General features: G+C 47.7%; 17 protein-coding genes. 7 read left to right on the top strand and 10 right to left on the bottom strand.

Annotated features, from left to right (window positions below):
* Positions 1–168: 168 nt before the first annotated feature.
* The gene (locus tag SK066_RS04180) at positions 169–1,131 is read left to right on the top strand and encodes a polysaccharide deacetylase family protein (RefSeq protein ID WP_320543756.1); all 963 of its coding nucleotides are present in this window, start codon (positions 169–171) and stop codon (positions 1,129–1,131) included.
* Positions 1,132–2,477: 1,346 nt separating this feature from the next.
* Positions 2,478–4,622, top strand: coding sequence for a polyphosphate kinase 1 (ppk1, locus tag SK066_RS04175; protein ID WP_250345545.1), 2,145 nt, complete (start codon positions 2,478–2,480; stop codon positions 4,620–4,622).
* Here the strand turns inward: ppk1 and SK066_RS04170 are convergent.
* Positions 4,555–6,111 (bottom strand): Ppx/GppA phosphatase family protein, encoded by a 1,557-nt coding sequence (locus SK066_RS04170; protein ID WP_188778243.1) that lies wholly within the window; start codon positions 6,109–6,111, stop codon positions 4,555–4,557. The two genes, ppk1 and SK066_RS04170, sit on opposite strands and share 68 nt — an antisense overlap.
* A gap of 340 nt (positions 6,112–6,451) precedes the next feature.
* Between SK066_RS04170 and SK066_RS04165 the strand changes: the two genes are divergently transcribed.
* Positions 6,452–7,177 (top strand): HAD family hydrolase, encoded by a 726-nt coding sequence (locus SK066_RS04165; RefSeq protein WP_320543755.1) that lies wholly within the window; start codon positions 6,452–6,454, stop codon positions 7,175–7,177.
* Between the two features lie 48 nt (positions 7,178–7,225).
* A complete protein-coding gene (locus SK066_RS04160; protein ID WP_320543754.1) occupies positions 7,226–7,726 on the top strand; it encodes a hypothetical protein in 501 nt (166 codons plus the stop codon).
* A gap of 213 nt (positions 7,727–7,939) precedes the next feature.
* Here the strand turns inward: SK066_RS04160 and SK066_RS04155 are convergent, their stop codons facing one another.
* From SK066_RS04155 to SK066_RS04145, 3 genes are all read right to left on the bottom strand, one after another.
* The gene (locus tag SK066_RS04155) at positions 7,940–8,695 is read right to left on the bottom strand and encodes an SDR family NAD(P)-dependent oxidoreductase (RefSeq protein ID WP_320543753.1); all 756 of its coding nucleotides are present in this window, start codon (positions 8,693–8,695) and stop codon (positions 7,940–7,942) included.
* A gap of 582 nt (positions 8,696–9,277) precedes the next feature.
* A complete protein-coding gene (locus tag SK066_RS04150) occupies positions 9,278–10,678 on the bottom strand; it encodes a prolyl oligopeptidase family serine peptidase (protein WP_320543752.1) in 1,401 nt (466 codons plus the stop codon).
* A 198-nt stretch (positions 10,679–10,876) separates the two neighbouring features.
* On the bottom strand, positions 10,877–12,964 hold the full coding sequence (locus SK066_RS04145) for a Na+/H+ antiporter (RefSeq protein ID WP_320543751.1): 2,088 nt from the start codon (positions 12,962–12,964) through the stop codon (positions 10,877–10,879).
* 405 nt (positions 12,965–13,369) lie between these two features.
* Here SK066_RS04145 and SK066_RS04140 point away from each other — a divergent pair, with 405 nt between their 5' ends.
* The gene (locus SK066_RS04140; RefSeq protein ID WP_320543750.1) at positions 13,370–14,107 is read left to right on the top strand and encodes an ArsR/SmtB family transcription factor; all 738 of its coding nucleotides are present in this window, start codon (positions 13,370–13,372) and stop codon (positions 14,105–14,107) included.
* Here the strand turns inward: SK066_RS04140 and SK066_RS04135 are convergent.
* Positions 14,040–14,903, bottom strand: a complete 864-nt coding sequence (locus SK066_RS04135) for a DMT family transporter (protein ID WP_320543749.1) — start codon at positions 14,901–14,903, stop codon at positions 14,040–14,042. The two genes, SK066_RS04140 and SK066_RS04135, sit on opposite strands and share 68 nt — an antisense overlap.
* 593 nt (positions 14,904–15,496) lie before the next feature.
* Here SK066_RS04135 and SK066_RS04130 point away from each other — a divergent pair.
* On the top strand, positions 15,497–18,631 hold the full coding sequence (locus tag SK066_RS04130; protein ID WP_320543748.1) for an alpha-mannosidase: 3,135 nt from the start codon (positions 15,497–15,499) through the stop codon (positions 18,629–18,631).
* 627 nt (positions 18,632–19,258) lie between these two features.
* Entirely contained in the window at positions 19,259–20,218 is a 960-nt protein-coding gene (locus SK066_RS04125) for a polysaccharide deacetylase family protein (RefSeq protein WP_188778224.1), read from the top strand.
* Between the two features lie 262 nt (positions 20,219–20,480).
* Here SK066_RS04125 and SK066_RS04120 read toward each other — a convergent pair whose 3' ends face one another.
* The 5 genes from SK066_RS04120 to SK066_RS04100 form a co-directional block, all read right to left on the bottom strand.
* Positions 20,481–21,128, bottom strand: a complete 648-nt coding sequence (locus SK066_RS04120) for an S-layer homology domain-containing protein (RefSeq protein WP_188778223.1) — start codon at positions 21,126–21,128, stop codon at positions 20,481–20,483.
* Positions 21,129–21,176: 48 nt separating this feature from the next.
* Positions 21,177–23,417, bottom strand: coding sequence for a S8 family serine peptidase (locus tag SK066_RS04115; RefSeq protein ID WP_320543747.1), 2,241 nt, complete (start codon positions 23,415–23,417; stop codon positions 21,177–21,179).
* Between the two features lie 308 nt (positions 23,418–23,725).
* Positions 23,726–24,025, bottom strand: a complete 300-nt coding sequence (locus SK066_RS04110) for a putative quinol monooxygenase (protein WP_320543746.1) — start codon at positions 24,023–24,025, stop codon at positions 23,726–23,728.
* Between the two features lie 218 nt (positions 24,026–24,243).
* Positions 24,244–25,515 (bottom strand): threonine ammonia-lyase IlvA, encoded by a 1,272-nt coding sequence (gene ilvA, locus SK066_RS04105; RefSeq protein WP_320543745.1) that lies wholly within the window; start codon positions 25,513–25,515, stop codon positions 24,244–24,246.
* Positions 25,516–25,849: 334 nt separating this feature from the next.
* Complete coding sequence (locus tag SK066_RS04100; protein ID WP_188778219.1) at positions 25,850–26,647, bottom strand: DeoR/GlpR family DNA-binding transcription regulator; 798 nt, start codon at positions 26,645–26,647, stop codon at positions 25,850–25,852.
* Positions 26,648–26,756: the final 109 nt, after the last annotated feature.

Raw genomic sequence — 26,756 nt, 5'->3', positions numbered from 1 at the left:
AGCCCTATGCAGTCATATGATTCTTTAGTAACATAATATTTTGGTCAAAAGTGTCCGATGTTATACATAAGTCAATTGGTTTACCGTGAAGAATTACCATCATGATGGAATAACACATGTATTCCATTCCTTCGATCTCAACCTGTATGTAAAGGAGCCTATGAAGATATGCAGCTAAGACGCATCCGTAATATGATTATCATCATGCTCTATATCGCGATCGCCTTTGTTATTACCTTTTATATATTGAGTATGAAATATCCGCATGCCTCTGCCTTCTCCTATGAGACATGCCGAGCTACCTACGATATGACCGACGATCTGTTCAAAACATTAAACGGTGAAGTGCCCGAGGATGCTTCTAATGTCGCTGCGGCTTCTGCCTCTACCCCACGTGTAAAAACAGCGCCCCCTGGCAAAGCGAGTCATGTTGCCGTGCTAATGTACCATTATGTGGTACCGGAAAAATACAATGTCGAGCCGAACAATGCACGCATTAATCTGGAAGCCTTTGAGCAGGGGATGAAATTCCTGCATGACGAGGGTTACCATACCGCAACGTTGAAGGAGCTGGAGCAGTACGTGAAGGGCGAGATTCAATTGCCTGAAAAGACCGTCGTGCTCACCTTTGACGATGGCTACCAGAACAATGTCGTGTACGCGTATCCTGTGCTGAAAAAGTATGGCTTTAAAGCGAATATTTTCATCGTTGGTACCAAGCTGAGCGATCAGAAGCAAAAGTTCATTCCAACAGCGAAAACAACCATTTCACGTCAGGAAATGAAAGCGACCAGCGATGTGTTTGCTTACCATAGTCACACCTACAATTTGCATTACAAACGGCTTGTACAGTGTGCCGAGTATTATGCAGCAGGTAAAGATAGTAAGCGATTCACCCATGATATCGATCTGATGAAAAGTAAAACGGGAATCAATACGCCATACTTCGCTTATCCTTATGGCGAATACGATCCACAAATGGTGTATGATCTGAAGCGCAACGGCTATCGGATGGCATTTACTGTACGACCGGGCTTTGTTCATCCAGGTGATGATCCGATGTATCTGCCGAGGATGAATGTAACCTCAACGACAACGGTCAGACATTTACTGAATTTGCCGGATGAATAATGGTTTGAATCGTATTGCTTCAAATAAGCGGAGTAGGTAGTGCAAGCTCTGCTGTGTATGTACGATACAAAATGTAGCTACGTCTCGAAGCTAGTTATAATCTAAAAGTGCCCTTACGATGAGCCAGAATCAGGTGAGTCGTGGGGGCTTTTTGTATACGTTGATCTGGTCAGGTATTCGGTATATCGATGTGGCTAATGCATCGGCTTTCTCTCATTGTTAGATTGGTTCGCCGATCGATTAGATAGCGCAATATCCTCTTACTCTGTTCTATCCTGTTCTTTTCCGCTATGTGATTTGCTGCTCCGTTCTTGTACTCTCTACTCATGCTGTTCTAAGCCGCTCCACCTTATATCCACTTCGTAAATAGCTACTTCCTTTCAGCCCATTTCATCATTTCCCTCACTCTTAATTGTGCTTTCAACTGGCTCCCTTAATGGATGATTTTGCTTTGCAATTTTCTATTTAATCGCTCAAAATATATACAGGCGGGTAATGATAAGTTACACGCTACTTCCACTTATTTTGCGTATGATGGCTCTTTCTATAGCCGTAATCATGACGACACTATCGTCGTATCGCATATTGTAGCGATCCTTTACATGGAAGGGGTATGACCATGACTCTTGGTGAATGCCTGAATATGCTACACAAGGATATAATCTTAATCGATATGCACCGCCCCGGCTATCCAGCGTATACAGTTCAGAAATGGAAGAAGATGCTTCCACTGGAAGAGGAAGGTTATGAGCTGCGTACTCGGAGCTTTAACTTTGGCAGAACCCAAAAGCGATCGATTGCTAAAATGGATGGAACACAGTTATGGAACGAAAGTTGACGCATTTTTTTTACACAGCGTTAACAAAAGATGGGTATACTGGCTATATACGATACATTTTTGCATCATTCGACACGGTTGCTGGCGGGGTATAGGAAAATGTATCTGTTCGAGCAAACGTGGAGTAAAAGCTTAAATAAGGTAAGATATTTTGCTTCGCAAAAATCACTTTTTATTGAACCCCGTGTTAGGAGATCGCTAACACTAGCTAGGTAAGATATTTTGCTTCGCAAAAATCACTTTTTTATTGAATCTCGTGTTAGGAGATCGCTAACACTAGCTAGGTAAGATATTTTGCTTCGCAAAAATCACTTTTTTATTGAATCTCGTGTTAGGAGATCGCTAACACTAGCTAGGTAAGATATTTTGCTTCGCAAAAATCACTTTTTTATTGAATCTCGTGTTAGGAGGACGCTAACACTAAATAAGTAAGATATTTTGCTTTGCAAAAATCACTTTTCATTGAATCTCGTGTTAGGAGATCGCTAACACTAGGACCGGAGGCATTATGGAAACTAAACAGGGACACCATCAAGCTCAAGCAACGTATATTAACCGGGATCTTAGCTGGATTGAATTCAATACCCGGGTTATGGAGGAAGCACAGGCATCGGATACGCCACTACTGGAACGCATCAAGTTCCTCGGTATCGTTTCTCGCAACCTCGATGAATTTATGAGCGTAAGGGTTGCTGGTATCCGTAATCAGATCAAAGCGGGCTACAACAAAAAGGATTTTACCGGCTATACACCAGCCGGCTTATACAAGCGCCTGACAAAACGCGTAGAAAAGATGGTCTCGCATCAATACCGTACATATCGGGAGCTCTCTCGTTTACTCGGTAAGCAGGGCATCACCCTGACTCATTATGATGACCTGAGTGTTACCCAGCAGAAGGCTGCGGACACGTACTATCACGATGTCATTTATCCAGTATTGACACCGATGGCAGTCGACCAGAGCCGTCCGTTTCCGCTCGTGCATGGTCTGAGTGTCTATCTATCCGTCGTACTGGAGCATCCGAATCTCAAAGCAACAGAGCAGGAAGATGGCGAAGCGTATTATTTTGCAATCGTACAGATTCCTTCCAATCTGCCGCGTGCAGTTGCACTTCCGCATCGTCAAAATAGTAAAAAGCAGCAATACATTTTAATCGAGGATCTGATCTGTCAGCATATTCAGACCTTATTTGGCGGATATACACCGATTGCGGTAAATGCCTTCCGTCTGACTCGTAATGCCGATCTCGACATTAATGAGGAAGATGCAGAAGATCTGATGGAAGAGATCGAGAACCAGCTTCGTAAGCGTAGACGCAGTGCGCCTGTGCGTCTGGAGATTCAAAAGGACTTTCATCCGTATGCACTCGCTCAATTGCTAGAGGAATTCGATGTAAGTGAAGCCGTCTACGAGATTGACGGGCCGCTGGATCTGGGCTTCCTGTTAGGCTTCTCCGATTCGGTTACTGGACGCGATTCACTGCGCTATCCACCTGAAATTCAGCGCTATGCTCCAGAGTTCCCGGAAGGCAGTGATACGGACTTTTTCAGCGTCATTCGCGAGCGTGATGTGCTGCTGTATCATCCGTATGAATCGTTTGACGCGATTAGCGACTTTATCGAGCAAGCAGCAGATGATCCCGATGTCATGGCAATCAAAATGACGCTGTACCGTGTGAGCGGCAAGTCCTCCCTGATCCACTCGCTCGCACGTGCTGCCGAATCAGGCAAGCAGGTAACGGTAGTCGTGGAGCTAAAAGCACGCTTTGATGAAGAACGTAATATCGTCTGGGCGAAAATGCTGGAAAAAGCAGGTTGCCACGTTGTCTATGGTCTGGTCGGACTTAAAACGCACGCTAAGGTTATTCTCGTCGTGCGCCGTGAAGGTAATACGCTTCGCCGCTATATCCATATGGGCACAGGTAACTACAATGCCTCCACTGCAAGGCTGTACACCGATGTCGGCTTGCTGACAGTGAATCCGCAGATCGGTGAGGATGCATCCGAGGTGTTCAATCATATTACAGGCTATACGGAAAGTCATGATTGGCAGGCGGTCGCAGTTGCGCCAAGCACGATGATGAACAAGTTCATCTCGCTCATTCGCCGCGAGGCTGATCATGCACGCAATGGCAAGCCGGCACGGATTATTGCCAAAATGAACTCGCTCTCCAACCAGCAGATTATCGATGAGCTGTATGTCGCTTCTCAGGCTGGCGTGAAGATTGATCTGATCGTGCGCGGTGTGTGCTGTCTGCGCCCGGGTGTACCTGGACTGAGTGAAAATGTTCGCGTGCGTAGTATCGTTGACCGTTATCTGGAGCATTCCCGTATCTTCGCCTTTGATAATGGCGGCGAGCAAGAGGTATGGCTTGCCAGCGCGGACTGGATGACCCGCAATCTAACGCGCCGGGTCGAGCTAATGTGTCCACTGTTCGATAAAAACACAAAAACCGCTGTGCTCAATATCCTGAACCTGATCCTTGCGGACAATGTGAAGGCCAGAATATTGTTGCCAAGCGGTAATTATGAATTATTCAAAAATGGGGAACCGCCGCTGCGCAGTCAGTTCCATGCGTGGAATATTAGCTCGTGGAAACCGTATGTACCACCAGCCGCACTCGGACATCCCACTCCTTCTCCAAATCTTTAACAGCTTCCGTAATTTCAGCAACTTCCATAGAGGCTTCGGTGCGACAGTGAATCGTCAGCTCGAAGTCTCTTCCTTTGCGTACGGCTAGCAGCGACTCCACAGGCTGCGTCTCGCTCGTATCCATAGCAGCAGCCAGCTGTAGCAATGCACCGAGGCGACGAATGCGCTCCTCATCCTTCGGATGCAGAATATCCGCGTACTCCACCGAAATGCGTCTTTTCTTAATTTTCCCTTTACTGCCGAAGATCGCGATAAAGGCAACAAGCACCGTTTCCCGATGATTCAAGCCTGCCAGCGCACGCGTGGTGAGCAGATACCGTGTATGCTCCTCATAATCATGATAGCCTACCTTCATCCCGATCTGATGCAGCATCGCAGCGGTACGCAGCAGCTTCACATTCCAGCGGTCGTCCATACCTTCGCCCAGACTTTCGTAGAGCTGCACAGACAGCTGTGCGACCTGACGCAAATGTCGCTGACGCGGCAATGGCTCCAGCTCCAGCACCGATTCCAGCTCGTATTCCAGCACATCGTCCAGCACCGCATGCTCGCGTCCGCGCTCCCATTCAAAGAACAGCCCATCCCGCAAGCCTGTACCACTGATCAGATAATGATCGCATTGCATATAACCAAACAATGTACGCAAAATGATCATCCCGGGTATGATAATATCCGTCCGATTTTTGCTCAAGCCAGCTACACGCTTGCGCTCTTCATTGGTCATCGAAGGCAATTGCTGGTAGTAATAATCTGCATCCTCGGATTGCAGGGTGTACTGATGAATCTGCTCCATCGAATATTTGCGTTTACGCTGATGCATTTTACCAACAGCGCGAATCGTACCGCCTAACCCGACAAGGGGTAGACCCGGATTACGGCTAATCCAGTCATGCTTTTCCGCTGCCTTGAGTACAAGTTGCTCCAGCTCTGTTACCGCCTTCTCGTCCCAGCGCCCATCCTCCTGCTTGCCAAAACGCACGTTCATATTCACTGCACCAAATGGGAATGATACACTGGAAATGCGTGTCCGATCGCGAAATAGTGTAATCTCGGTACTACCACCACCGATATCAATAATATAGCCGTCACGAATATCGATTCGATTCACGACACCGATAAATCCATAATGACCTTCCATCTCACCTGGCAGTAGCTCAATATCCAGCCCCGTCTGTTCATTCAAATATTGAATAACGTCTTCACCATTCGTCGCATTCCGAATCGCTGCGGTAGCTACTGCACGAATCTCACTCACTTCATACGCTCGGCTTACCTCAGCAAACTGACGCAGCACAGGTACGATAAAACGCAACGATTCCAGCGGCATTTCTCCTTCTGGCGTTACAATCGCACTCAAGCGCGCCGATTCCCGACATTCCTTGAGCACCTTGTAGCCCATTCCGCCCCCATTCTCATAAATGACCAGCCGAATGGAGTTCGAGCCAATATCCATAATACCTACACGGCTATGCTGTGATGTATTCCCCATAATATCCTCCTTGTCTATGCAAATGGTGCCAGCGATGCTGGCTGCATCGTATGCTTCATTTCCGTACTCTGCATGGAATGAGGGGCAAGCTCTCCTTCCCGTTCATCCTGTGCAATCACGTTTACAGTCTATCTCAATTCACGTACGTCTACAACCGATCCAGTAAAGCTAATGGCTGTAGCTGGAAATCTAGTTGCGTTATTTGAAATTTTATATGAATTTCCAGTAAGCTAGAATAAAGCCGTAGCGCTAGATTAAAGTAAGTATACTTCAAAACTGTCACATGAATCACTATCTATTCCCATACTGGAATGAGACAGAAAGAAAGCGGGAGAGTCTATTGATTAATCTGATATTTGATATGGATGATACATTGTACGATCAGATGGACCCATTTGGTCAGGCGTATAACGAAGTGTTTGGCACTTCGAAGGAGTATGACGTTCCGGTCGAAAAGCTGTTTGTCCGTAGTCGGCTGCATAGTGATGTCGTATTTGATCAGGTGCAAAATGGGCAAATGAGCGATGAGGACATGCATGTGTATCGGATCACACATGCTTTTGCTGATTTTGATATCACTATTTCTGAACAGCAGGCGGTAGATTTTCAGAATCGTTATGCCTTTCATCAGCAGCATATCGAAGTGCATCCGTTCATGAAGGAGCTGCTCGATTATGGTAAAGAGCAGGGCTGGCGAATGGGCATCATTACGAATGGCCCTGCGGAGCATCAGGCGAGTAAGGTGAAGCAGCTACGTATGGATCGCTGGATTGCTCCAGAGGATACGTTTATTTCAGGGAAGCTGGGTATATCCAAGCCGGATACTGCTATTTTCCGTCATGTCGAGCAGCAGATGAATATTGCCGCTACGGATACTTGCTATCTCGGTGACTCTTATCTGAATGATGTGGTAGGTGCCAAAAAAGCAGGCTGGTGCTGCATCTGGATCAACCGCCGTCAAATTGTGCTACCGGATAATGTGGAATATGTACCGGATGCGAATCTGGATAAAACGCAGCATCCGCTGGATGCGGTGAAGCAGCTGATTGCGAATAAGGCAGTATAATGTAGAATTAAACCTATGGAATTCAATCTTATACAAGGAGTGAACCCATTGACCGTTGATCTACATCAAGCTTTTCTGGATAGAAAGTTGCCTTTATCGTATTCATTAGCAGACGTGGACGAAGTACTGAACCATACATTTCAGGCAAATGAAGAAGACCCGATCTACGTCGCCGACCTTGCTCACGATCCCTATGCTGGATTTGAGCATTTTTATAAATGTTATACCATCACAGAGCCGACGATTTTAGAATCGTTGTTCACATTAGAGGAGAAGGAAATTCAGGCTTCGATGTATCAAGCCGATAATGTGGTTCCTGAAGACAAATTTCAGCGAGCATGGGTCGATATTCAGCAAGGTCGGATGCTTCGCATCGCGATCATGTCCAGTGATGGACAGACGATGACTTCATTCACGCAGCAAGGTATAAGTGAACAGTTACTGTATACGCTTGTTGCATTAAAAGGGATTGATCCTGCTCAGGCACAGCCAGGCAATCCTGTCTATGCACATTATTTGCAAGCACTACAAAAGGCAGGATATTTATAATGAACAGATAGCGTATTGTACTACCTTCTATCATGGATGTACTGCAATATTCATTGCTTTGATTAACAATGCTTATTAAAGCTTGTAACTCATGTATAAACGAAGACCTCTATCCTGTATCCGGGACAGAGGTCTTCGTTGTCCTATATTCATTCAGACACGTACAGATGCATGAGTTAATATCATCTTCTACACGCTCTGCTATATCATTGCTTATTGAGCTGTGTAGCCACCATCGACCATCAGGCTAGAGCCTGTGACAAAGCTGGAATCGTCAGATGCCAGGAACACAACGGCTTTACCGACTTCTTCTGGCTTACCTAAGCGTCCGAAAGCATGCAGGGATGCCAGATAGTTTTGCGTTTCTTCATCCAGCGTTGCATTGAGCAGTGGCGTTTCAATATAACCCGGGCATACGGCATTCACGCGGATATTATCCGGGCCATACTCCAGTGCCAGTGACTTAGTCAGGTTCACGATGCCGCCTTTGGATGCGGTGTATGCCGCAGTTGCTGCACGTCCTACATGACCGAGCATCGATGCCATATTGATCACCGAGCCACCCTGAGCGCCATTTTTCTTCATCTCTTGAATCGCATACTTGGCACACAGGAAAACGCCGTCCAGATTCACACTCATCAGCTTACGCCACGATTCAAATGTCAGATCATCCGTGCTGTCTGTATTGCCAATGCCAGCGTTGCTTATAATGGTATCCAGACGACCGAATTCGTCGATCGCACGCTGAATCAATGCTTTTACATCCTCTTCCTTCGACACATCAGAATGCTGGTAACGCACTTCTCCACCATTCGCGTTCAGCTCCTGCTCCAGCTTCTGCCCTAGCTCATCATTCAGATCAGAAAATATAACTCTGGCACCAGCAGCAACCATTTCCTTTACGCAGGCTTCACCGATTCCATTGGCACCACCTGTAACAATGGCTACTTTTCCTGTTAATGAAGACATTTTCTAATTCCTCCATTCGTGGTTTAGAGTGTGTACGTAAACTTTGTTGTTGGGGCAGCAACCACTCCGGAAAGGAATAAGGGGACGGACTCCCGTCTCGCACAGGAATCTACGGAGTAGGATCAAATTGTAGATTCCCGTGCTCAAAAGTCGTCCTTTCCCCTTATTTCCTTCCCTCCGTTCCGTGCTTTTACACGTATAAGAGTTTGCATACATACCACTAAAGAGTTGCAGTTACTTAGCCACCAACTTACACTGCCTTTATATTACCTCTAAATTAAGCTACTGAAAACTAAGCTATTCAAGTATAGACCTGTAGATATTCCAACAATGAGCATAATCTCAACCTGCCGAATAGATGATTTCACATCAAAAATATCTTATCTACGTGTCTTGTATCCCATAGAACTCACTACTTCATCGCACCAAATAGCAGAAGACCTGCACATGTTAATGTACAGGGCTTCTTAGCTGTATAAAGCGACAATCCATCTACTTATGCAGCTTCTTATCAGACTAGCTTTTAATAAGCAATAAGCTACAATAAGCCTTCCAATCCGTATATGCTACGCAGATCATAATTTAGTTCTTCTGGTTCGCCATCCATTCCATCAGAGATACCGCTTTACCCTTAATTTTGACAGGCTTGCCATTGTAGTCTTTGGAAATATTGTTGTTCAATACTGGAATCCATGACCAGTGTCCGTTGTACTCATAGGCTGCCGAATCTCCATTGCCTTTTTTGTACAGACCACTCATATCAAGCACTTTATCAAAATAGGAATAATGAACATTTTTCGCGCCTGCGGCAATGAGTCGTTTATACGTTGCTGTCGATGCTTTGGATGTGTCTACTGTCTTATCCGCTCCCGCGGCTGTGAACCAGATCGGAGTATCCTTCAGTTTATTGATGTCTTGCTTCGTCAGCCAGGAATCGGTATAAGCCTCAGCGGATGGATAGGCAGCGGCAAAATAATCCGGGTTAGCAAGCAGCATGTTCAAGGTCATAAATCCACCGTTCGAGCAGCCTCCGATGTAGATGCGATCGGTATCTATGGCTGCGGCATGGTCTTTGACATACTGTTTAATTAGCGCAGTCAGCGCTGAGGTATACATACTTTTCCCCGTTTTCGTATATTGACCGGTGCCGTCGTTCATCCAAAATGTTGGCGTTTGAGGCACCAATACGGCAGCCTCGCCGAAATATTTCTGAATGGACGCTCCGGCTAATGACGTTACTTTATTGCCCAGCAATGCAATTCTCGGATCGGTTCCACCCTCACCTGCACCATGCAGCCAGATGATTAACGGCTTTTTCTTGTCGTTGGCTGGCATGTAGGACGCATAGGTAAGATGGATCTGCCCGTATTTGGCATCCTTGTAATTAAACTTGCCTGTAGTATCGAACTTGTCGACCCCTTGCTCGATCATCGTATGTGGGGTATCTGGTCGGGTAGTCAGATTATCGACGGTATTCCCCTGCGTGTCTTGAAGCGACTTCTGTTGAACGAGCGTGTATTGAAGATCAACATATTTATTCGTGAATGTACTGAGGTCGAATGTAAAAGGACTGGCTGAGACCGAATCAGGATGCACCTTCATCTCCAACGTAATGTATTGACCGGAAGGCTGCTCGGAGGCGTTCCCCTTCTCATCGGACAGATACACTCGATCAATGGTTCGGCTGGCGCTATCTGCTCCGGTATACTTTTGCTTCGTCTGCATGTTAACCATCGGATAACTGCGCTCGGCTAGGACTTTGAATGTGTCGTTGGTGAGTGTGTCTGCTTGAATATCCACACCGGTATGTAAAATAACCTTGTACACGGCTGGGCCCCAATCATAGCCGCGAGTTACGAGTGAATACGAGAATGGAGCTGGCGCTTCGGTTGAATTGTTTGCGCTTACATTTGTGGAAATAAAAAGAGAAGAGGTTACAGCTAGAGCTAGAAAGCCAGAAAGCAGTCCTTTTTTCATATTCATCAGTAACATACCTCCAAATTCATAATGGGAAAGATTGCTTTATTGTAGCATTGGAATCGAGATATGGGAAATGATGTATCAAAAAGAACCGAAACGTATAGTTCCGATTCTTTTTGCCTGGCAAAAAATACTCATTTTAGTTGCGTTTCATTCATCTCTGATGCGATATGGTTGCTCTATCATAATGGAGTTGATGCTTTACGTCTCCATTAGAATCCACTTCTCCAGATCCTGCACAAAGCTACGCATCTTCCGTGCATATTGACGGTCGATCTCGCCGCTCTCGTACAGCTCCTGCACCGTATCGCGCTGGTTTTGTACCGCGCTGGTGATCAGATTGAGCTTGTTTTCATCCAGTGTAATATCCGGTGCAATTTTCTCATTGAAATATTGAATCGAGTTCATAATTTTGCGATAACGGGAAATGACCTTTTCAGCAGCCTCCTCATTATGATCATTCATACGGCTGCGAATCGCATCGATCGCGGCTGGACAGGATTGCAGCTTCAGATGCTTGAGCATACGGATTTTATCAAGCTTGCTCATCGCGGCTGGCTCGTCTGCATCTCCATCCGATTCGGCATCCTTCGTCAGGTTCACAGGAGCGGGCAGATGCATCGGCAGCATGCCCTTCCATTTGTCCACACACTCGGCAATCCCGGTATCCATACGATCGGTCAGCACATTCTCAATCCGATCCAGACGATATTCAAACTCCATCGCCAGCTCCGGTGTAATCTCTCCATTATCCCGTAGCTTCCGAGCGACCTTACGCTCTGCATGAATCGCAGCCAGGTACAGCTTGACCTCTTCCTGATCTGGATTCGGATCATGCAAAATCGACGGCTGCATCCCATTTTTTTGGAACATGTATTGCGTAATATCTGAAATGAGCGTCTTCGCCGCTTCACGGTTCGCATCATTCGTGCTGGATTCGACCGATTGCACCGCTGCGGACAGCACCTTCATCCGAATCCGATCCTCTACAAATTGACGCTGTAGCATTCCTTGCCCTGCTTCGGATGCACTCGTCACCTCTGCCTGTGGCTTAGGCGATAACAGCGGTAATAACAGACTTGCTAGAATGAGCGACAGCAAAATCACACCTGCCGCGATAAATAGAATCAGCTCTCGCTGCGGAAAGGCAGAGCCATCGTTCAGCACATACGGAATCGAGAATGCCGCCGCCAGTGTCAGCGCACCGCGTACACCGGATAATGACGTGAGCAAAATGCCTCGTACATCCGGGCGATTATCATCCATCTGGCGACTCATAACATAGCGAACCTCCCAGTAGCAGTAGATCCAGATAAAGCGCAGAATATACAGCAGTAATGTGATGAGCGCGACATAACCAAGCACCAGCCCATTATTAAACTCAGGATTGGTGAAAATACTGCCCATCACCTCTGGAATTTGCAAGCCGAGCATCATGAACACCAGACCATTCAGCGTATACACAATGACCGACCATGTGCTTGTTGAGACAATTTGCATTTTGAGCTGTACCGACTCGGCGCGATCCTTTTCCATCGCATAGACGATACCGCCTGCCACAACTGCAAGGATACCCGATACACCAATCTCCTCCGCCAGCAAATAGATCACGAACGGGGTCAGAATCTGCCACAGTACATGTACCGTGATATCCTCCATCCCCCATTTACGCACCAGCACCTGACAGCGAATAAGCAGGAATGAGGCAAGCGTACCAATCGCCAATCCCCCCAGCGCGACTAATAGGAAGTTCAGCGACGCTTCCCAGAGCGAGAACGTACCTGTCACCATCGCCGCCACAGCGAATTTGAATGCGACCAGTCCGGACGCATCATTCAGGAGCGATTCACCCTCCAGCAGACGATGAATCGAGCCTGGTAAATGAATCCTTTTCGCCAGCGAGCCTACGGCTACCGCATCCGTCGGAGACAGAATTGCCGCCAGCGCGAATGCAGCAGGTAATGGAATACTTGGAATCAGATAATTAATCCCATAGCCCGCTACGATCACAGTCACAAATACGAGCCCAAACGCTAACAAAATAATCGGTACCCGCAAATTCCACAGCTCACCGCGTGGCGTTTGACGAGCATCATTATATAGCAGTGGTGCGATAAACAGCACCAGAAACAGCTCTGGATCGAGCTCTACCTTTAACCCGAACAGGGCAACACCGATCCCGAGCACAATCTGAAATAGCGGCACTGGCACAAAGGGAACCAGCCTGTTCAGAACATTGGAAATCCCGATGAAAAACAGAATAACAAGTACAGCAATAAAATGCTCCATGGCCATCCCCTTTCGATTGTAGCCGATCCTCGTAATAGTCGTACCAACCTCCAACAACAACATACCCACCACGCCTGTCTTACAAACGAACGACTGGCAATTCCAGTCCAACGTTTAGTTAACCATAGCGTACAGGTTCATGATCAGGATACCTGTACAGCAGCGATAGGTAGGAGGTCTATGTTTATTTTACCATGCTATGCAATAGGAACACTCGGTACATTCCGGTACGTCGTCCATCATGCAGCTAGCCTGCACTTTATTTTTTGTATAATATAGTTAGATAGTCGTCGAAATGTTAAATACACATGCCTCTATATTCGTAGCATGTGCATCTTCATTCACAACATTGGTATCTTCATCTATATGTCTTCAACTATATGTATCTACAAAGGAGCCACATTCATGACACTACATTCAAATATATCCAATATCGCTTCCCTGCTAGGCGAGCCTTCGCGTGCTAATATGCTGACAGCACTGCTGGATGGTCGCTTCCATACGGCGGGTGAGCTTGCTCACGCAGCATCCATTACACCGCAAACCGCCAGCTTTCATCTGGCACGACTCACCGAGCAGGGCTGGATCAGCACGGAAAAGCATGGACGTTATCGTTATTATCGATTGGCTGGAAATGAGACGGCGCAGAAGCTGGAGCAGTTCTTAGCGATCTGTCCGGTGCCTGAGGTTCGTTCATTAAAGCAATCCCAGCAGATGGATCAGCTGCGCTATGGACGCACCTGTTACGATCATCTGGCTGGGCAGGTAGGCGTTTTACTGACGGAGTCATTGGTTCAGCATGGGCACTTGATTGTGAAGGATGGAGCATTTGAGGTGAGTGAAACGGGAGTGGAACGATTCACCGCTATCGGTCTGGATATCGCCCAGCTACGCCGCAAGCGCCGTGCCTTTGCCCATGCCTGTTTGGATTGGAGTGAACGCAAGCATCATCTGGGCGGCGCATTGGGACAGGGTTTATTACAGCTATGTCTGGATCGAGGCTGGATCGAGCGTATGTCAGGCATTCGGGCGATTCAGGTTACGGCGAACGGGAAGCAGGCGTTTCGCGACCATTTTAGCGTGGAGCTTGAACCTGCCGATTCACCAGATAAATTCCGACTAGAATACACAGCCCACCTGTAATCAGCGACGGATACAGCCGCTCTCCTAGCAGAACCCACCCTGTTAATACTCCAAAGAATGGCGCGAGAAATAGAAATGCACTTGTTTTACCGGGATCGCTATTTTGCAGTACATAGTACCAGCCTGCAAACTGCACGATCGACGATAACAGACTGAGCCAGAGCAGAATCATAATCGAAGCGCCATTCCATGCAAATGAAGGCTGCTCCAGTACTACACTGCCAAGTAGCAGCAAAATTCCACCGGCAAGCATTTGATATGCAGACAGCACCCACGTATTCAGCCCTCCACCCCAGCGCTTAACGAGTAGCGTTGCCGTTGCCCATGATACAGCCGAAGCAAGTCCGAATACGAGCCCAATCTTCCATTGCAGCCCGGCGCCAACGGTAACGCTAACGCCGATCAGCCCGAGCAGCACGCCGATCCATTGATACCAGCGATATCGCATCCCTGCAAAGCAGGTACCAAATACGACCACCAGTAGTGGATTCGTAAAGGTTAAGATCGATGATTCACCTGCTGTGATCGTACGCAAACTAATGAACACACAGCCCATTACCCCTGCGGTCTGAAAGGCGCCGATGAGCACCATTTTACCCCAATCCCTCCAGTCTGATGGATGAGGCTGACGCAGAAGACGAACAAGTACCGCCATAATAATCCCTGCGAGTAGAAAACGCAGTCCGGCTAATAATAATGGGGAGGCGTAGACTAATCCCATTTTGCCAATCGCAAAGGATGAACCCATGAGAAAGGTCGTCAGTACAATAAGGAACAGCATAGAAATTCGATTCATGGTTTCTCTCCTTTTACAGCTGCTTCGGTCATGTGTCTTTGCAGTCGTTTTAGTCGACCTGCATCATGTTGAGCACTGTTATCTATTACCCTGTTCACAGCTCTTATCGTCTGTGCCCTCGGGCTAAAATGAGTATATAATGGATTGAATGCAGTGCTCATCGAAATGTGGAATACATGATACAAGAGATGTAGCATATAAGATTTTGGTAGTTCAATATAGAGGGAGCGCATCATGACAGGATCGCCTTATGGATGGAAATTGAAGAGGCTTCGCTTCCATTGATATGTATAATTTGCTCAATACTGGTTCGGTTAACATTAGCTTACTGATATTTTCAGATTTTCATTTCCACTTCTTCTATATAAAGTATGTTGGATTTGTTTTACCATTTTAAATTCAGAGATAACATATTGTATTTGCTCTCCGGATGTGCCAACATGGGAAGTGGAAGTTCGCTTGTCCCCGAATGGCGACATCACGAAAACAACATCTGCCTGTCATCATCGATTACATTGCTGGCGATCATCCAGCATACAGGCTTGCTCACCGGTTGACCTGCGGAAATTCACCAACGATCAAGGAGTGAAGGTATGTTTTTAACAGAGCAGAAGCTGAAGTCCCGACTCAATGAACTGGATAGCTATCGTTACCGTGAGGCCATCGTCCTGTCTTCGTTTCAAACGCATGAAGATGATGGTAAGCGTATTCATTCTGCCCCGCTACAGCCAGATAACACCTGGACTGAGATGAAGCTGGGCGACACCTGGACTGGACGTGACCGCTACTTATGGCTCAATGTGAGCGCCGAGGTACCCGCAGCATGGAGTGGCAAGACGATTCTGGGCAGATTTGATTTTGGTAAGACAGGCGGCGGTACAAATTCTGGTTTTGAATCGCTGTTGTATTTGAATGGACAGCCTTATCAAGGGGTCGACTCCAATCATATGGAGGTATTCCTGCCTGCCGATGCGGCTGGACAACAGCAGCAGCTGACCTTCCGTCTATGGACAGGTCTGGAAGGCGGCGGCAAGCGCATTATGCAAAAGCATGAGCTGCAAACAGCAGAGCTATGCTGGCTGGATGAGCCGACAGACAATCTGTACTATACCGGCGTGACTGTACTGGAAACGGTTGAAGTGCTGAGTGAGCACTCACCTGAGCGTGCTGACCTGCTGCGTGCGATTGATCGTGCATTCCGTTTGATCGACTGGGCTGTACCTGGCTCGGAAAGCTTCTATGCAAGTATTCAGCAAGCCGAACAGCTGCTGGATGAGCTTGTTGGTGAGATCAGCAAGCATTCCTCTGTTCAATTAACTGCCATCGGGCATACTCATATTGACGTCGCGTGGCTATGGCGACTCAAGCATACACGGGAAAAAGCGATTCGCTCCTTCTCCACTGTTATGCGTTTAATGGAAAAGTTCCCAGACTACGTGTTCCTGCAAACTCAGCCACAGCTGTATGACTATGTGAAGCAGGACGCACCCGAGCTATACGAGCAGATCAAAGCGCGTATTGCCGAAGGACGTTGGGAAGCTGGCGGTGCGATGTGGCTGGAGGCAGACTGTAACCTGACCAGCGGAGAATCGCTGACTCGTCAGCTGCTGCTCGGCACACGCTTTTTCAAAGAAGAATTTGGTGTTGAATCGGATTATCTGTGGTTGCCTGATGTATTCGGCTATAGCTGGGCGCTTCCACAGATTTTGAAAAAGTCTGGTATCGATACCTTCATGACAACGAAGATCAGCTGGAACCAGTTCAACCGGATGCCGCATGATACGTTCCACTGGCGTGGGATCGATGGAACCGAGGTACTGACACACTTTATCACGACAACGGAACCGGATTCGGAGCCAGGCTCGTGGTTCTACACGTATAACGGTCAGCTCGTACCGAAAACAGCTCAAGGCAGCTGGGAAGCTTATCGGGACAAGGAAATGAATCGTGAATTGCTCGTATCGTACGGCTACGGCGATGGCGGTGGCGGTGTTAACCGGACGATGCTGGAAATGCGTCGCCGTATCGACCGTATGCCAGGCTTGCCACATATGCGTACCGGATTGGCAGGCGACTATTTCCGCCGCTTGCAGGAGACGGTAGCGAATACGGACAGCTATGTACACACATGGGATGGCGAGCTATATCTGGAATACCACCGCGGTACCTACACCAGTCAGGCGTACAATAAGCGTATGAATCGCAAGCTGGAGCTGCTATACCGTGAAGCCGAATGGCTGAATGCGTGGCAAAGTGCGCTCGGCGGCAACTGGAGCGCTTATCCACAAGAACAGCTTCATGATGGCTGGAAAATTATTTTACGCAACCAGTTCCATGATATTATCCCTGGCTCTTCGATCCGTGAGGTCTACGAGGACAGCCGCGAGGAATATGCAGAAGCCTGGCAGATCGGCTCTGACGTATGGAAGCAGGCAGAGCAGCTCATCGCTGGTAAGTCGGATGATCATACTCGCACCGTATGGAACTCGGCACCATGGACAACCAGCGGTGTGCTGACGATCGCTGCGAATGATTCACTGCAAAGCGGTAGCTGGAAAGCTGCCAATGGCGCTATTTTACAAGGTGAGCTGCACGATGGCGAATGGATTGTACACGTGCCCAAGGTGCCTGCACTTGGATACACGACTATTTCCTTTGAGCCGACTATGGAAGCTCCAGCGGCAAGCTCTCCATTCACAGTGGAAGCACAGCGCTTGAGCACGCCATTTTACGAGCTGGAATGGAATGAGCAGGGTCAGTTAACACGACTGTATGATCGAGCAGCAGACCGTGAGGTGCTGGCTGCTGGCGAGCGTGGGAATGTACTGCAATTGTTCGAGGATAAGCCACTGAACTTTGATGCGTGGGATATCGATATTTATTATCAGGAGAAAATGAAGGAAGTGCAGGAGCTGACCGTATCGGAAGTCGTGGAAACGGGTCTGCTGCGCACGGTCGTTCGTTTTGAATGGAAAATTGGTGAGTCGACGATCCGTCAGCAGATGATCGTGTACGCAGACGATCGCCGCATCGACTTTGTCACCGAGGCAGACTGGCATGAGCGTCAGCAGCTGCTCAAGGTCGCCTTCCCGGTGAATGTACGCTCTACCGAGGCTACGTATGATATTCAGTATGGCAATGTGAAGCGTCCAACACACTGGAATACAAGCTGGGATAGCGCACGCTTCGAGTCTGTCGGCCATCAGTGGGCAGACCTGTCCGATCGTGGCTATGGTGTCAGCCTGCTGAACGATTGCAAATACGGCTATGATATCAAAAACAATGTGATGCGTCTGTCGCTGATCAAATGCGCCATCCATCCCGACTTTGAAGCCGACCAGGGGCATCATGAATTCACCTACTCCCTGCTTCCACACGAAGGCGACTGGCTGCAAGGCGGTACGGTTCCAGCAGCATGGGCATTGAACAGCCCGCTGCGTGTAACTACAGGTGGCTCGGATACACCAGAACGCTCCCTGTTCACCCTATCCGGTCAAACCGCTATGATCGATGCGGTGAAAAAGGCAGAGGACAGCGACCGAATCATCGTGCGCGTGCATGACTTCTCAGGCAGTCGTCAGCGCCTGACACTGACCAGCGAGCTAGGCATTACCAGCTACCGCGAATGCAATCTGATGGAACAGCCAGAAGGCGAGGATACTGCTGGCGATACGATCGCATTTGTACTGGAGCCATACGAGATTAAAACATTCGAGATTGCGCTGTAAAGCTTAATCTACATTCGCTAAGCTCCATATAACAAGCGCCTGTTACTCTATGTTGTCCAAGAGTGACAGGCGCTTATTTATACAGATTATTTGCTATTATCGCCTATAGAAATGAATGAGCAATCTATCCATCATTCAAATTAGCGGTACAGCCTAGCTTCTGTATCTATACATAGAGAAATTACTACTGCTATTGCGTAAACGACAGAATTAGCTCAATATTCACCTATTCATTCCAACTACTACTTCACCTCCTGCTATCCTCGCACTACGAAGCTATAAAATCTGTACTCACACAGTTTTCATACATTTATCTGATATAACTAATACTACGGATTTACGAATGGATTTCTCTGTTTTAATAGAAAGCAAGTCGGCAGTATAGGTAAAAGTCAACCACGCGACTGTTACTATTCTTCAGCCGGAATGTAACTTTTTGTCGACAACTTTCGTTTACTATAAACAAAGGAATAAGCTTGTACGGAGTTTGCTGACGTGTTCGATTGGTTCAGCAACGGCATCTAACATCTGTCCATTCATACAGACCGTCTCGTTATAGTTTCTGTAGCGACGAGCGGTGCTGTGCATTTCCGTCTATTTTTACATCAAAGGAGACATACCTAAAGCATGCGTAAGCCCTGGAAAAAGTATATGTTCGCCCTGCTGGCGATGCTGCTCGTCGTCTATGTCCTCGGGGTGAACTTCCCGAAGTCTTCCATTCTGGCCCATAAAATATGCAGTTCCTGGGTCGCTGCTCAAAATGAAGTGTTTTATCTGCAACACCGGGATGAGTTGAATCAGCGTAATGTAGCACTTGCCGCTGATTATGTTGTACCGAAAGGCACTGCGGATAAGGTCGCTGTGCTCATGTATCACTATATCGTGCCTGCGAAGTACAATACCGAGCCGAAAAACAACTCGATCATCAACCTCGAAGCCTTCGAGAAGGATATGAAGTATCTGTACGACAACCATTACCACACAGCAACCTTGCAGGAGCTGGAGAAGTTCGTAAACGAGCAGGCTCCACTACCGGAAAATACCGTTGTGATCAGCTTTGATGATGGCTATCAGAACAATATGATCTACGCCTACCCGATTATGAAAAAGTACGGCTTCCACGCTACCATGTTCGTGATCGGCTCCAAAATTCAAGCGAAAACGCAAGCCTTCGATCCAACCAAAACAAGCTATGTATCGCGTGAGGAAATGAAGGCAACGACCGATGTGTTTGAATTTAACAGCCATACCTACAACCTGCATTTCAAAGAGCCACTGCATTGCGGCGATGATTATGCAGCAGGTATGGACCCGGATCGTTTTGTAAAAGATGATCATATTATGCGTACCGAAGCTGGCATTAATACGCCATACTTTGCGTATCCATTTGGCGATTTCCGTATGCAGATGATCTATGCACTCAAGCAGTCCGGCTACCGGATGGCATTCACGGTGCACCAGGGCTTTATTCGACCGGGCGATGATCCGCTCCAATTGAAGCGTCTGACCGTGATCTCTACGACTAATCTAGGTGAACTGCTGCATATGGATCATGATCCAGACGGATCGGCACCTGTTGCCTTTTAACATTATATTTTCATAAAACTACCTTTATTGAGATGAGACTATTCAGTCGCAACGTAATAAAGCCCCTTTCCCACTGAACCGGATGTTCATCCTACAGATGACATTCCGCTTCCTACAGGGAAAGGGGCTTTTTGTATACTTATTAGATGTTACCTAACCATGGGTACATGTTCTAGGAGCATTACACTTGCTCGTGTAGAGCATAAACGAGTCACTTCATAACATGTGTAATGGATATCGATAACGAGCAATAACGAAACGATTAACGGTCAGCAACTGCTGGAAGATCGGCGACATTCGATGCTTCCTGTGGACGATCCAGTAGACCACCTGCGCCATAATCGACGAAGTTTTTAATAAATTGCAGTGCTTCGGCGCGTGTCAGCGATTGCTTACCCTTGAAAGAAGCGATCGTCGCTTGACCCGCATTACTGCCATTAGCTAAGCCGAAGGCGAGCAAGTAACGAATCGCATTGTCACCGCTAAAGTTGACTCCATCCGCAGCGGATACGAGCTCTGCTACTTGTGCGCGGCTGATCACAGCATTACGAGTCGACAGATTAGTGTAGCTTTGTACGGGATAATTTAACGCTTTGGCGCGAGTATAATATGGAGCTGCCCAGTTGCCTTTGCTGCTTGCGGTCACAGATGGCTCGTAGGAGCGAATCAGCATCGCCAAAAATTCAGCTTCCGTTACTGTTTTGCCTGGCTTGAAGCTACCATCTGCATAGCCCTTCACTAAGCCAGATTGTACGCCCCATGCAATCGTATCATGTGCCCAGTAGCTTGCAGACACATCGGAAAAGAGCTTTCCATCTGCTGCCTGTGCCTGCTGAGGCATGCTGGAAACCAGCATGGTCAGCAATAAGCCAAGCGTCAGGAGCAGACGTGGTAATGTTCGTTTATTCATCGCTGTTCACCTTTTCTTGAGTCGCACTCATTTATAATAGAGACCACATTATCGCGTCGTAAATTGTAGGACAAGCGGATTACTCAGTGCTGTGGATTGATCCGAATTCGCTGACGATTGACCCTTGATTCCTTTTTCCAGTACAACGGTATACGTCTGACCGGAGCTAAAGCCACCTGCCGTCGGCGTAATAAAGATACGGTTAAACTTCATAGCAATCTGTACATTACCAGCGATATTGCCATTGCCATCCAGTACGGTGACATTGTCTGTATTGATTGTAGATGGATCCAGGTATTTGTACTGACTGCTCTTCGTTACGACTTGCAGACTGATGCGTACAGGTACAGTGCTTGGCAGGCTGGTTCGAGCGGGCACATCCTGAATGCCCAGACTTTGCTTGAGATCAGCCAGTTGCTTGCTAAAGCTCGCGTTGTTCAATCCACGTCCACTAAAGCTTGCTTTGATATAATCAGATGCTTTGCCAGAAGACTTAGCTGTGTTCAGCTGCTGCTGTGCCTTTTGCGCTGGTGTAGGCGCTGCGGCTGGTGTCTGTGCTACTGGTGCTGGTGTAACGGTTGGACGCGGTGCCGCTGGTGCACCACCGCCACCTCCGCCTCCACCACCACCGCCGCCAAATGCAGGGACGAGCGCTCCTCCACCTACTGGTGGCGGTGTCGTTACAACAGGTACGGCAACGACTGGTGTTGGCGTTACAACTGGAACAGGTGTGATTACCGGTGTTGGTGTAACGGTTGGTGCTGGTGTGTTCGATGGTGTCGGTGTGAACGAAGGCGATGGCTGATTATCGCTCGATGGTGTAGACGAATCACTACCTGAGCCTGATGTAGGCTGAACAGCATTGGTTTTAGCTGTTACCGTTTTACCGATCGATTCATTGCCCGTTTGATCAAACGTTTTGACTGTAAACGTATAGCTCGTATCGGGCACCAGTCCCTGAGCGGTATACACATTTGTTTGTACCGTTTGCTTCGCTGGATCATGATCGTTATATACATGCACGCCTGCTAAGTCGGTATCGGTTGGATTTTGCCAGGTTAATGTCATCGAATCGGTTCCGATCTGACTCGCTTGGAGTCCACTTACCTCAGCTGGTGCGGTTGTATCTGCCTTCGGCTTGAATGTCACAAAGCCATATCCATATTCAGCATCCCGTCCGCTTGCACCGAGATCTACCGCATAATCCTGTAGCTTGCTGCGTAGTGCGGAAGCAGATAGGGATGGATTTTCCTGTTTTAAAATCGCTGCCATTGCTGCCACATGCGGTGCAGCCTGTGATGTACCGCTTGCGATAGCAAAGCCATTATTGAGATACGTGGATACGATCGATACGCCAGGTGCCGCTAGCTCTACCTTTGGCCCTGTCGATGAAAAGCTTCCACGCTTGAGATCCTTGTCTACAGCGGCAACAGCGATAACACTGCTGTACTGAGCAGGATAATTGACCGTATCGGTGCCTGCGCCGCTATTACCAGCAGATGCCACAACGACAATCCCTGCTTGATACGCCTGATCAAGCATATTGTGCAGAAGCTGTGAATCATAGGACGTACCGAGCGACAGGTTGATCACATCCATATGGTTCTGAATCGCCCAATCTACGCCTTCCAGTACATCTTGCAGATTGCCCTGACCGTTGGAGCCCATCGCCTTTACAGCATAGAGCTGTACGCCCGGTGCCATACCGGTTACAGACCCATCATTGTTGTGCGCGGCAATAATACCAGCCACATGTGTGCCGTGACCGTTATCATCGGTATAAGAGGTTGTATAATCGACGGTGGATACACCACCAGCAATTGTTAATTCAGGGTGAGCCGCGATACCAGAATCGATCACAGCGACCTTAATGCCAGAGCCATTATAGCCTTTTGCCCATTCTAGATCAGGCTGCTCTGCTTGATAATTCCACTGCGCTTGCTCATTCTTATTGACTGGAGACACATTACCAAGTGGCGTCACATCATCATCTGTAAGCTGAAACGGAACATTGCGCTCGATATAAGCAATATCCGGATTCTGTACCAGACTATTCAGATCGGCCTGTGTGACAGTAGCGGAAACGGCAGGAACCGTTTCAAACTCATGCTGCACATCTACACTCTGATCGAGTACGGCTTCTTTGCCGTCCTCATTTTTATATACGACAATGACATCCTGCTCCGCACCTGCGGCGAATGCCTGGTCATGCCCATATGTCGAAGTCGCGCCTACAAGGCTGGACACCGTAAACAAAGAGGCAATCCATATCTTTGCTGTCTTTTTCATGCTAGTCATTTCCCTCCGACTCCGGCATTCAAATGAGATCCTTCTCACCGGTATAATGATAGTCGGCATGTCTCTGCTCTAAAAAGTGACCTGATGCTTCAAAGGCTGCTACGTATAATCGACAATAAAATCTACCAATTCCGATTTCTTTCGAGAATTTTCGACAAGCTAACTTAGTGAGATATATCGGAGCTAGTTCCGTAATTATGTATAGTTAAAATAAAAAATCTCCCTTTATTTCAAAGGGAGATTCGCTATGCATCTATATTCAACATACACAGTATTCTGCTAGTGTTCAAAGCACGGTATTAGCCGCGTTTGATCTCAGTTCCTTCGAATACCTTCGCATCCAGTGGAGCTGCTGCAAATTGCTGCATATCCTGTACGAACTTTTGGAAATGTGGAGTTGCGTTGTGCAGCTGCATTGCTTCTGCATCCTTCCACTCTTCCACCATCGTGAACAGGTTATCCTGCTTCACATCGCGTTTCAATACATACGTGATATTGCCTTCTTCAGCCTGGGAAGCCGCCACCAGTGTATCGATCTCTTTCAGAAATTCATCAACCTTTTCAGGTTTGATTAACATATTAACATGAATGATAAACATATGTGTACATCCTCCTTGGTAGTTATCAACTGTAATAAACTTACTTTAATAGTATAGACTACTTTGACCAAAAAACCAAGTTTGTGCTGAATGCAAGATAGGATGATCCATCTGTACATACCCTCATCGTGGCTGAACAAATCAATACCCGGCTTCTCCATTTGAGAAATGCCGGGTATTGGATAGAAAGCAATGAATGCTATACAAGCGATATAGGATCAGATTAACAGGTTAAACAGATTCGGATCGCGATTCAGCTCTACATATTGAATATTGTGATCTTCCATACGCTGAATGAGAGCGCCGTAATCATCCGGCGAGCTGAGCTCAATCCCAACAAGTGCCGGACCGTTCTCCTTGTTGCTCTTTTTCGTATATTCAAAACGGGCGATATCGTCATTCGGACCGAGTACCTTTTCCAGGAACTCACGCAGAGCGCCTGCACGCTGCGGGAAGTTGATGGTAAAGTAGTATTTCAGCCCTTCATAGATCAGGGAGCGCTCCTTGATCTCCTGCATACGGTCAATATCATTGTTACCACCGCTAATGATACATACAATCGTCTTGCCCTTGATATGCTCCCGATACATATCCAGCGCTGCAATCGGTAACGCACCAGCTGGCTCGGCTACGATCGCATTCTCATTGTACAGATCGAGGATCGCAGAGCACGCTTTGCCTTCTGGTACACGGATCACATCATCCAGTGTCTCGCGGCAAATCTCATATGTCAGCTGTCCGACACGCTTCACGGCTGCACCATCGATAAACTTATCGATCTCCTCCAGCGTGACCACCTGATTACGGCTAATCGCCTCGCTCATCGATGCAGCGCCCAGTGGCTCGACTCCGATCAATCGAGTGGATGGACTAATAGTACGCATATATTGACCTACACCGGCAGCCAGACCGCCGCCGCCAATCGTGATAAACACATAATCTGCCGGACGATCCAGACTTTCCATGATCTCCATACCGACTGTACCATTACCTGCAATAATATAAGGATCGTCAAACGGGTGAATAAAGCTCATATTGTACTCTTCACACGTCTTCATCGCTTCTGCATACGCATCATCAAATGTATCGCCAACGAGAATGACTTCCACATTCGCGCCACCGAACTTTTTCACCATCTTCACCTTTTGATTCGGTGTGGTGCTTGGCATGTAGACCTTCCCGCGAATATTCAGCTGTCGGCACGAAAAAGCAAAGCCCTGTGCATGGTTGCCCGCACTGGCACACACGATGCCATTTGCCAGCTCGTCACTGGACAGATTGCGAATGCGGTTATACGCACCGCGAATTTTAAATGAGCGTACGACCTGCATATCCTCTCGCTTCAGATACACCTCGCACTCATATTTTTCAGACAGGGTTGCATCCCGCTGTAGCGGTGTACGCACGATAACGTCGCGCAGTACGTGATGCGCCCGTACGATATCCTCCATACTTACCGTTTGCGAATTGTTATCCTCCGTTGCTCTCATTGCTTGTCTCCTCACTCCAGACGCCCATCCCGTCATTATTCGTTTTGGTTCAGCATCCTGTATGGTTCTGAATCGGCAGATGTAGCGTTGCGTTGTTCTTACACTTATAAAATCCAACTCGCTTCCACCAATTCAGTCTGTCGTCTCCACCCGAACGGGTATCGCTGCTAGCTAGCACGATGCTATTGTTCTACCGTACCGCCAACTGGAACGATTTTCAAGCCTATTGGTACAAATTCTACACATATCGCATATGATAGCGTTAACAAAAGGAATCTCTACATAACAAAAAGCCGCCCTGTGTCTACAGTGCGGCTAGTACAAGCTGGTTCGATTAATCCACAACGATGACCTCAACACCCATTTCCTCCAATTCATGAATCGCCTCTTCAGGCAATTGATCGTCGGTAATAAAGCGGTTCAGGTCCTCCATGCCGAGGAAGCGTACCAGTGATTTGCGACGGAACTTGGAGCTGTCTGTTAGCAGAATCAGTTCATCGGAAATCTCGATAATTTTCTTTTTGAGTTGTACATGTGCTTCAGATGGCTCGGTCAGTCCACGCGTCAGATCAAAGCCGTGACAGGAAAATAGGAACTTGTCCACATGGTAGCTCTCGACCATCTTCTCCGCATGAATACCGGTATTCGCCATCGAATCTCGATCCAGATACCCACCGATCAGAATCACATTGATCTCGGTCTTCGGCACAAGCTCGTTCGCGATTGCCAGCGAATACGTTAGTACCGTTAGCGGTCGGTTCGGCAATTGCTTAACCAGATGCAGACAGGTCGTGCTTGCGTCCAGCGCAATCACATCGCCCGGCTGAATCAGTGAGAGCGCATGCTCCACGATTGCCTTTTTCTCTTCAATATTTTGCGTTTCCCGCTGTACAGCAGGAGATTCGTATTGCTCACGGTTACGGTTAAACACCGCGCCACCGTGCGTACGCACAACGATACCTTCAAGCTCCAAACGCTCCAGATCGCGCCGAATCGTTTCTTCTGTCACATTGAAGCGACGACTTAATCCGGATACGCGGACTGTGCCTTCGGCTTCAAGAATGCGCAGGGTCTCGAGTTTACGTTGTGCTGCAGATAATGCGTCTTGTCGCCTCGGATTTTTGCTGCTCATTGAGTACACCTGGCCTTACTATATAAATTATCAATCTAATCGATCTGCAAGCTATGAATCCATGCTGGATGCTACGTCAAACAGGAAGCAGTATACATGATGTACATTG

Source organism: Paenibacillus hunanensis (genome assembly GCF_034055775.1).
GTDB classification, from domain to species: Bacteria; Bacillota; Bacilli; order Paenibacillales; family Paenibacillaceae; genus Saccharibacillus; species Saccharibacillus hunanensis.
The sequence above is the reverse complement of the archived record's forward strand: the minus strand, read 5'-3'. Positions and strand labels throughout refer to the sequence as shown.

What these genes read in the sequence shown, in the direction of transcription:
- SK066_RS04135 (WP_320543749.1), bottom strand. Translation starts at nt 14,903, where the DNA reads ATGAATCGAATTTCTATGCTGTTCCTTATTGTACTGACGACCTTTCTC.
- SK066_RS04110 (WP_320543746.1), bottom strand. Translation starts at nt 24,025, where the DNA reads ATGTTTATCATTCATGTTAATATGTTAATCAAACCTGAAAAGGTTGAT.
- SK066_RS04115 (WP_320543747.1), bottom strand. Translation starts at nt 23,417, where the DNA reads ATGAAAAAGACAGCAAAGATATGGATTGCCTCTTTGTTTACGGTGTCC.
- SK066_RS04100 (WP_188778219.1), bottom strand. Translation starts at nt 26,647, where the DNA reads ATGAGCAGCAAAAATCCGAGGCGACAAGACGCATTATCTGCAGCACAA.
- SK066_RS04140 (WP_320543750.1), top strand. Translation starts at nt 13,370, where the DNA reads ATGACACTACATTCAAATATATCCAATATCGCTTCCCTGCTAGGCGAG.
- SK066_RS04125 (WP_188778224.1), top strand. Translation starts at nt 19,259, where the DNA reads ATGCGTAAGCCCTGGAAAAAGTATATGTTCGCCCTGCTGGCGATGCTG.
- SK066_RS04155 (WP_320543753.1), bottom strand. Translation starts at nt 8,695, where the DNA reads ATGTCTTCATTAACAGGAAAAGTAGCCATTGTTACAGGTGGTGCCAAT.
- SK066_RS04120 (WP_188778223.1), bottom strand. Translation starts at nt 21,128, where the DNA reads ATGAATAAACGAACATTACCACGTCTGCTCCTGACGCTTGGCTTATTG.
- ilvA (WP_320543745.1), bottom strand. Translation starts at nt 25,515, where the DNA reads ATGAGAGCAACGGAGGATAACAATTCGCAAACGGTAAGTATGGAGGAT.
- SK066_RS04130 (WP_320543748.1), top strand. Translation starts at nt 15,497, where the DNA reads ATGTTTTTAACAGAGCAGAAGCTGAAGTCCCGACTCAATGAACTGGAT.
- SK066_RS04170 (WP_188778243.1), bottom strand. Translation starts at nt 6,111, where the DNA reads ATGGGGAATACATCACAGCATAGCCGTGTAGGTATTATGGATATTGGC.
- ppk1 (WP_250345545.1), top strand. Translation starts at nt 2,478, where the DNA reads ATGGAAACTAAACAGGGACACCATCAAGCTCAAGCAACGTATATTAAC.
- SK066_RS04180 (WP_320543756.1), top strand. Translation starts at nt 169, where the DNA reads ATGCAGCTAAGACGCATCCGTAATATGATTATCATCATGCTCTATATC.
- SK066_RS04150 (WP_320543752.1), bottom strand. Translation starts at nt 10,678, where the DNA reads ATGAATATGAAAAAAGGACTGCTTTCTGGCTTTCTAGCTCTAGCTGTA.
- SK066_RS04145 (WP_320543751.1), bottom strand. Translation starts at nt 12,964, where the DNA reads ATGGAGCATTTTATTGCTGTACTTGTTATTCTGTTTTTCATCGGGATT.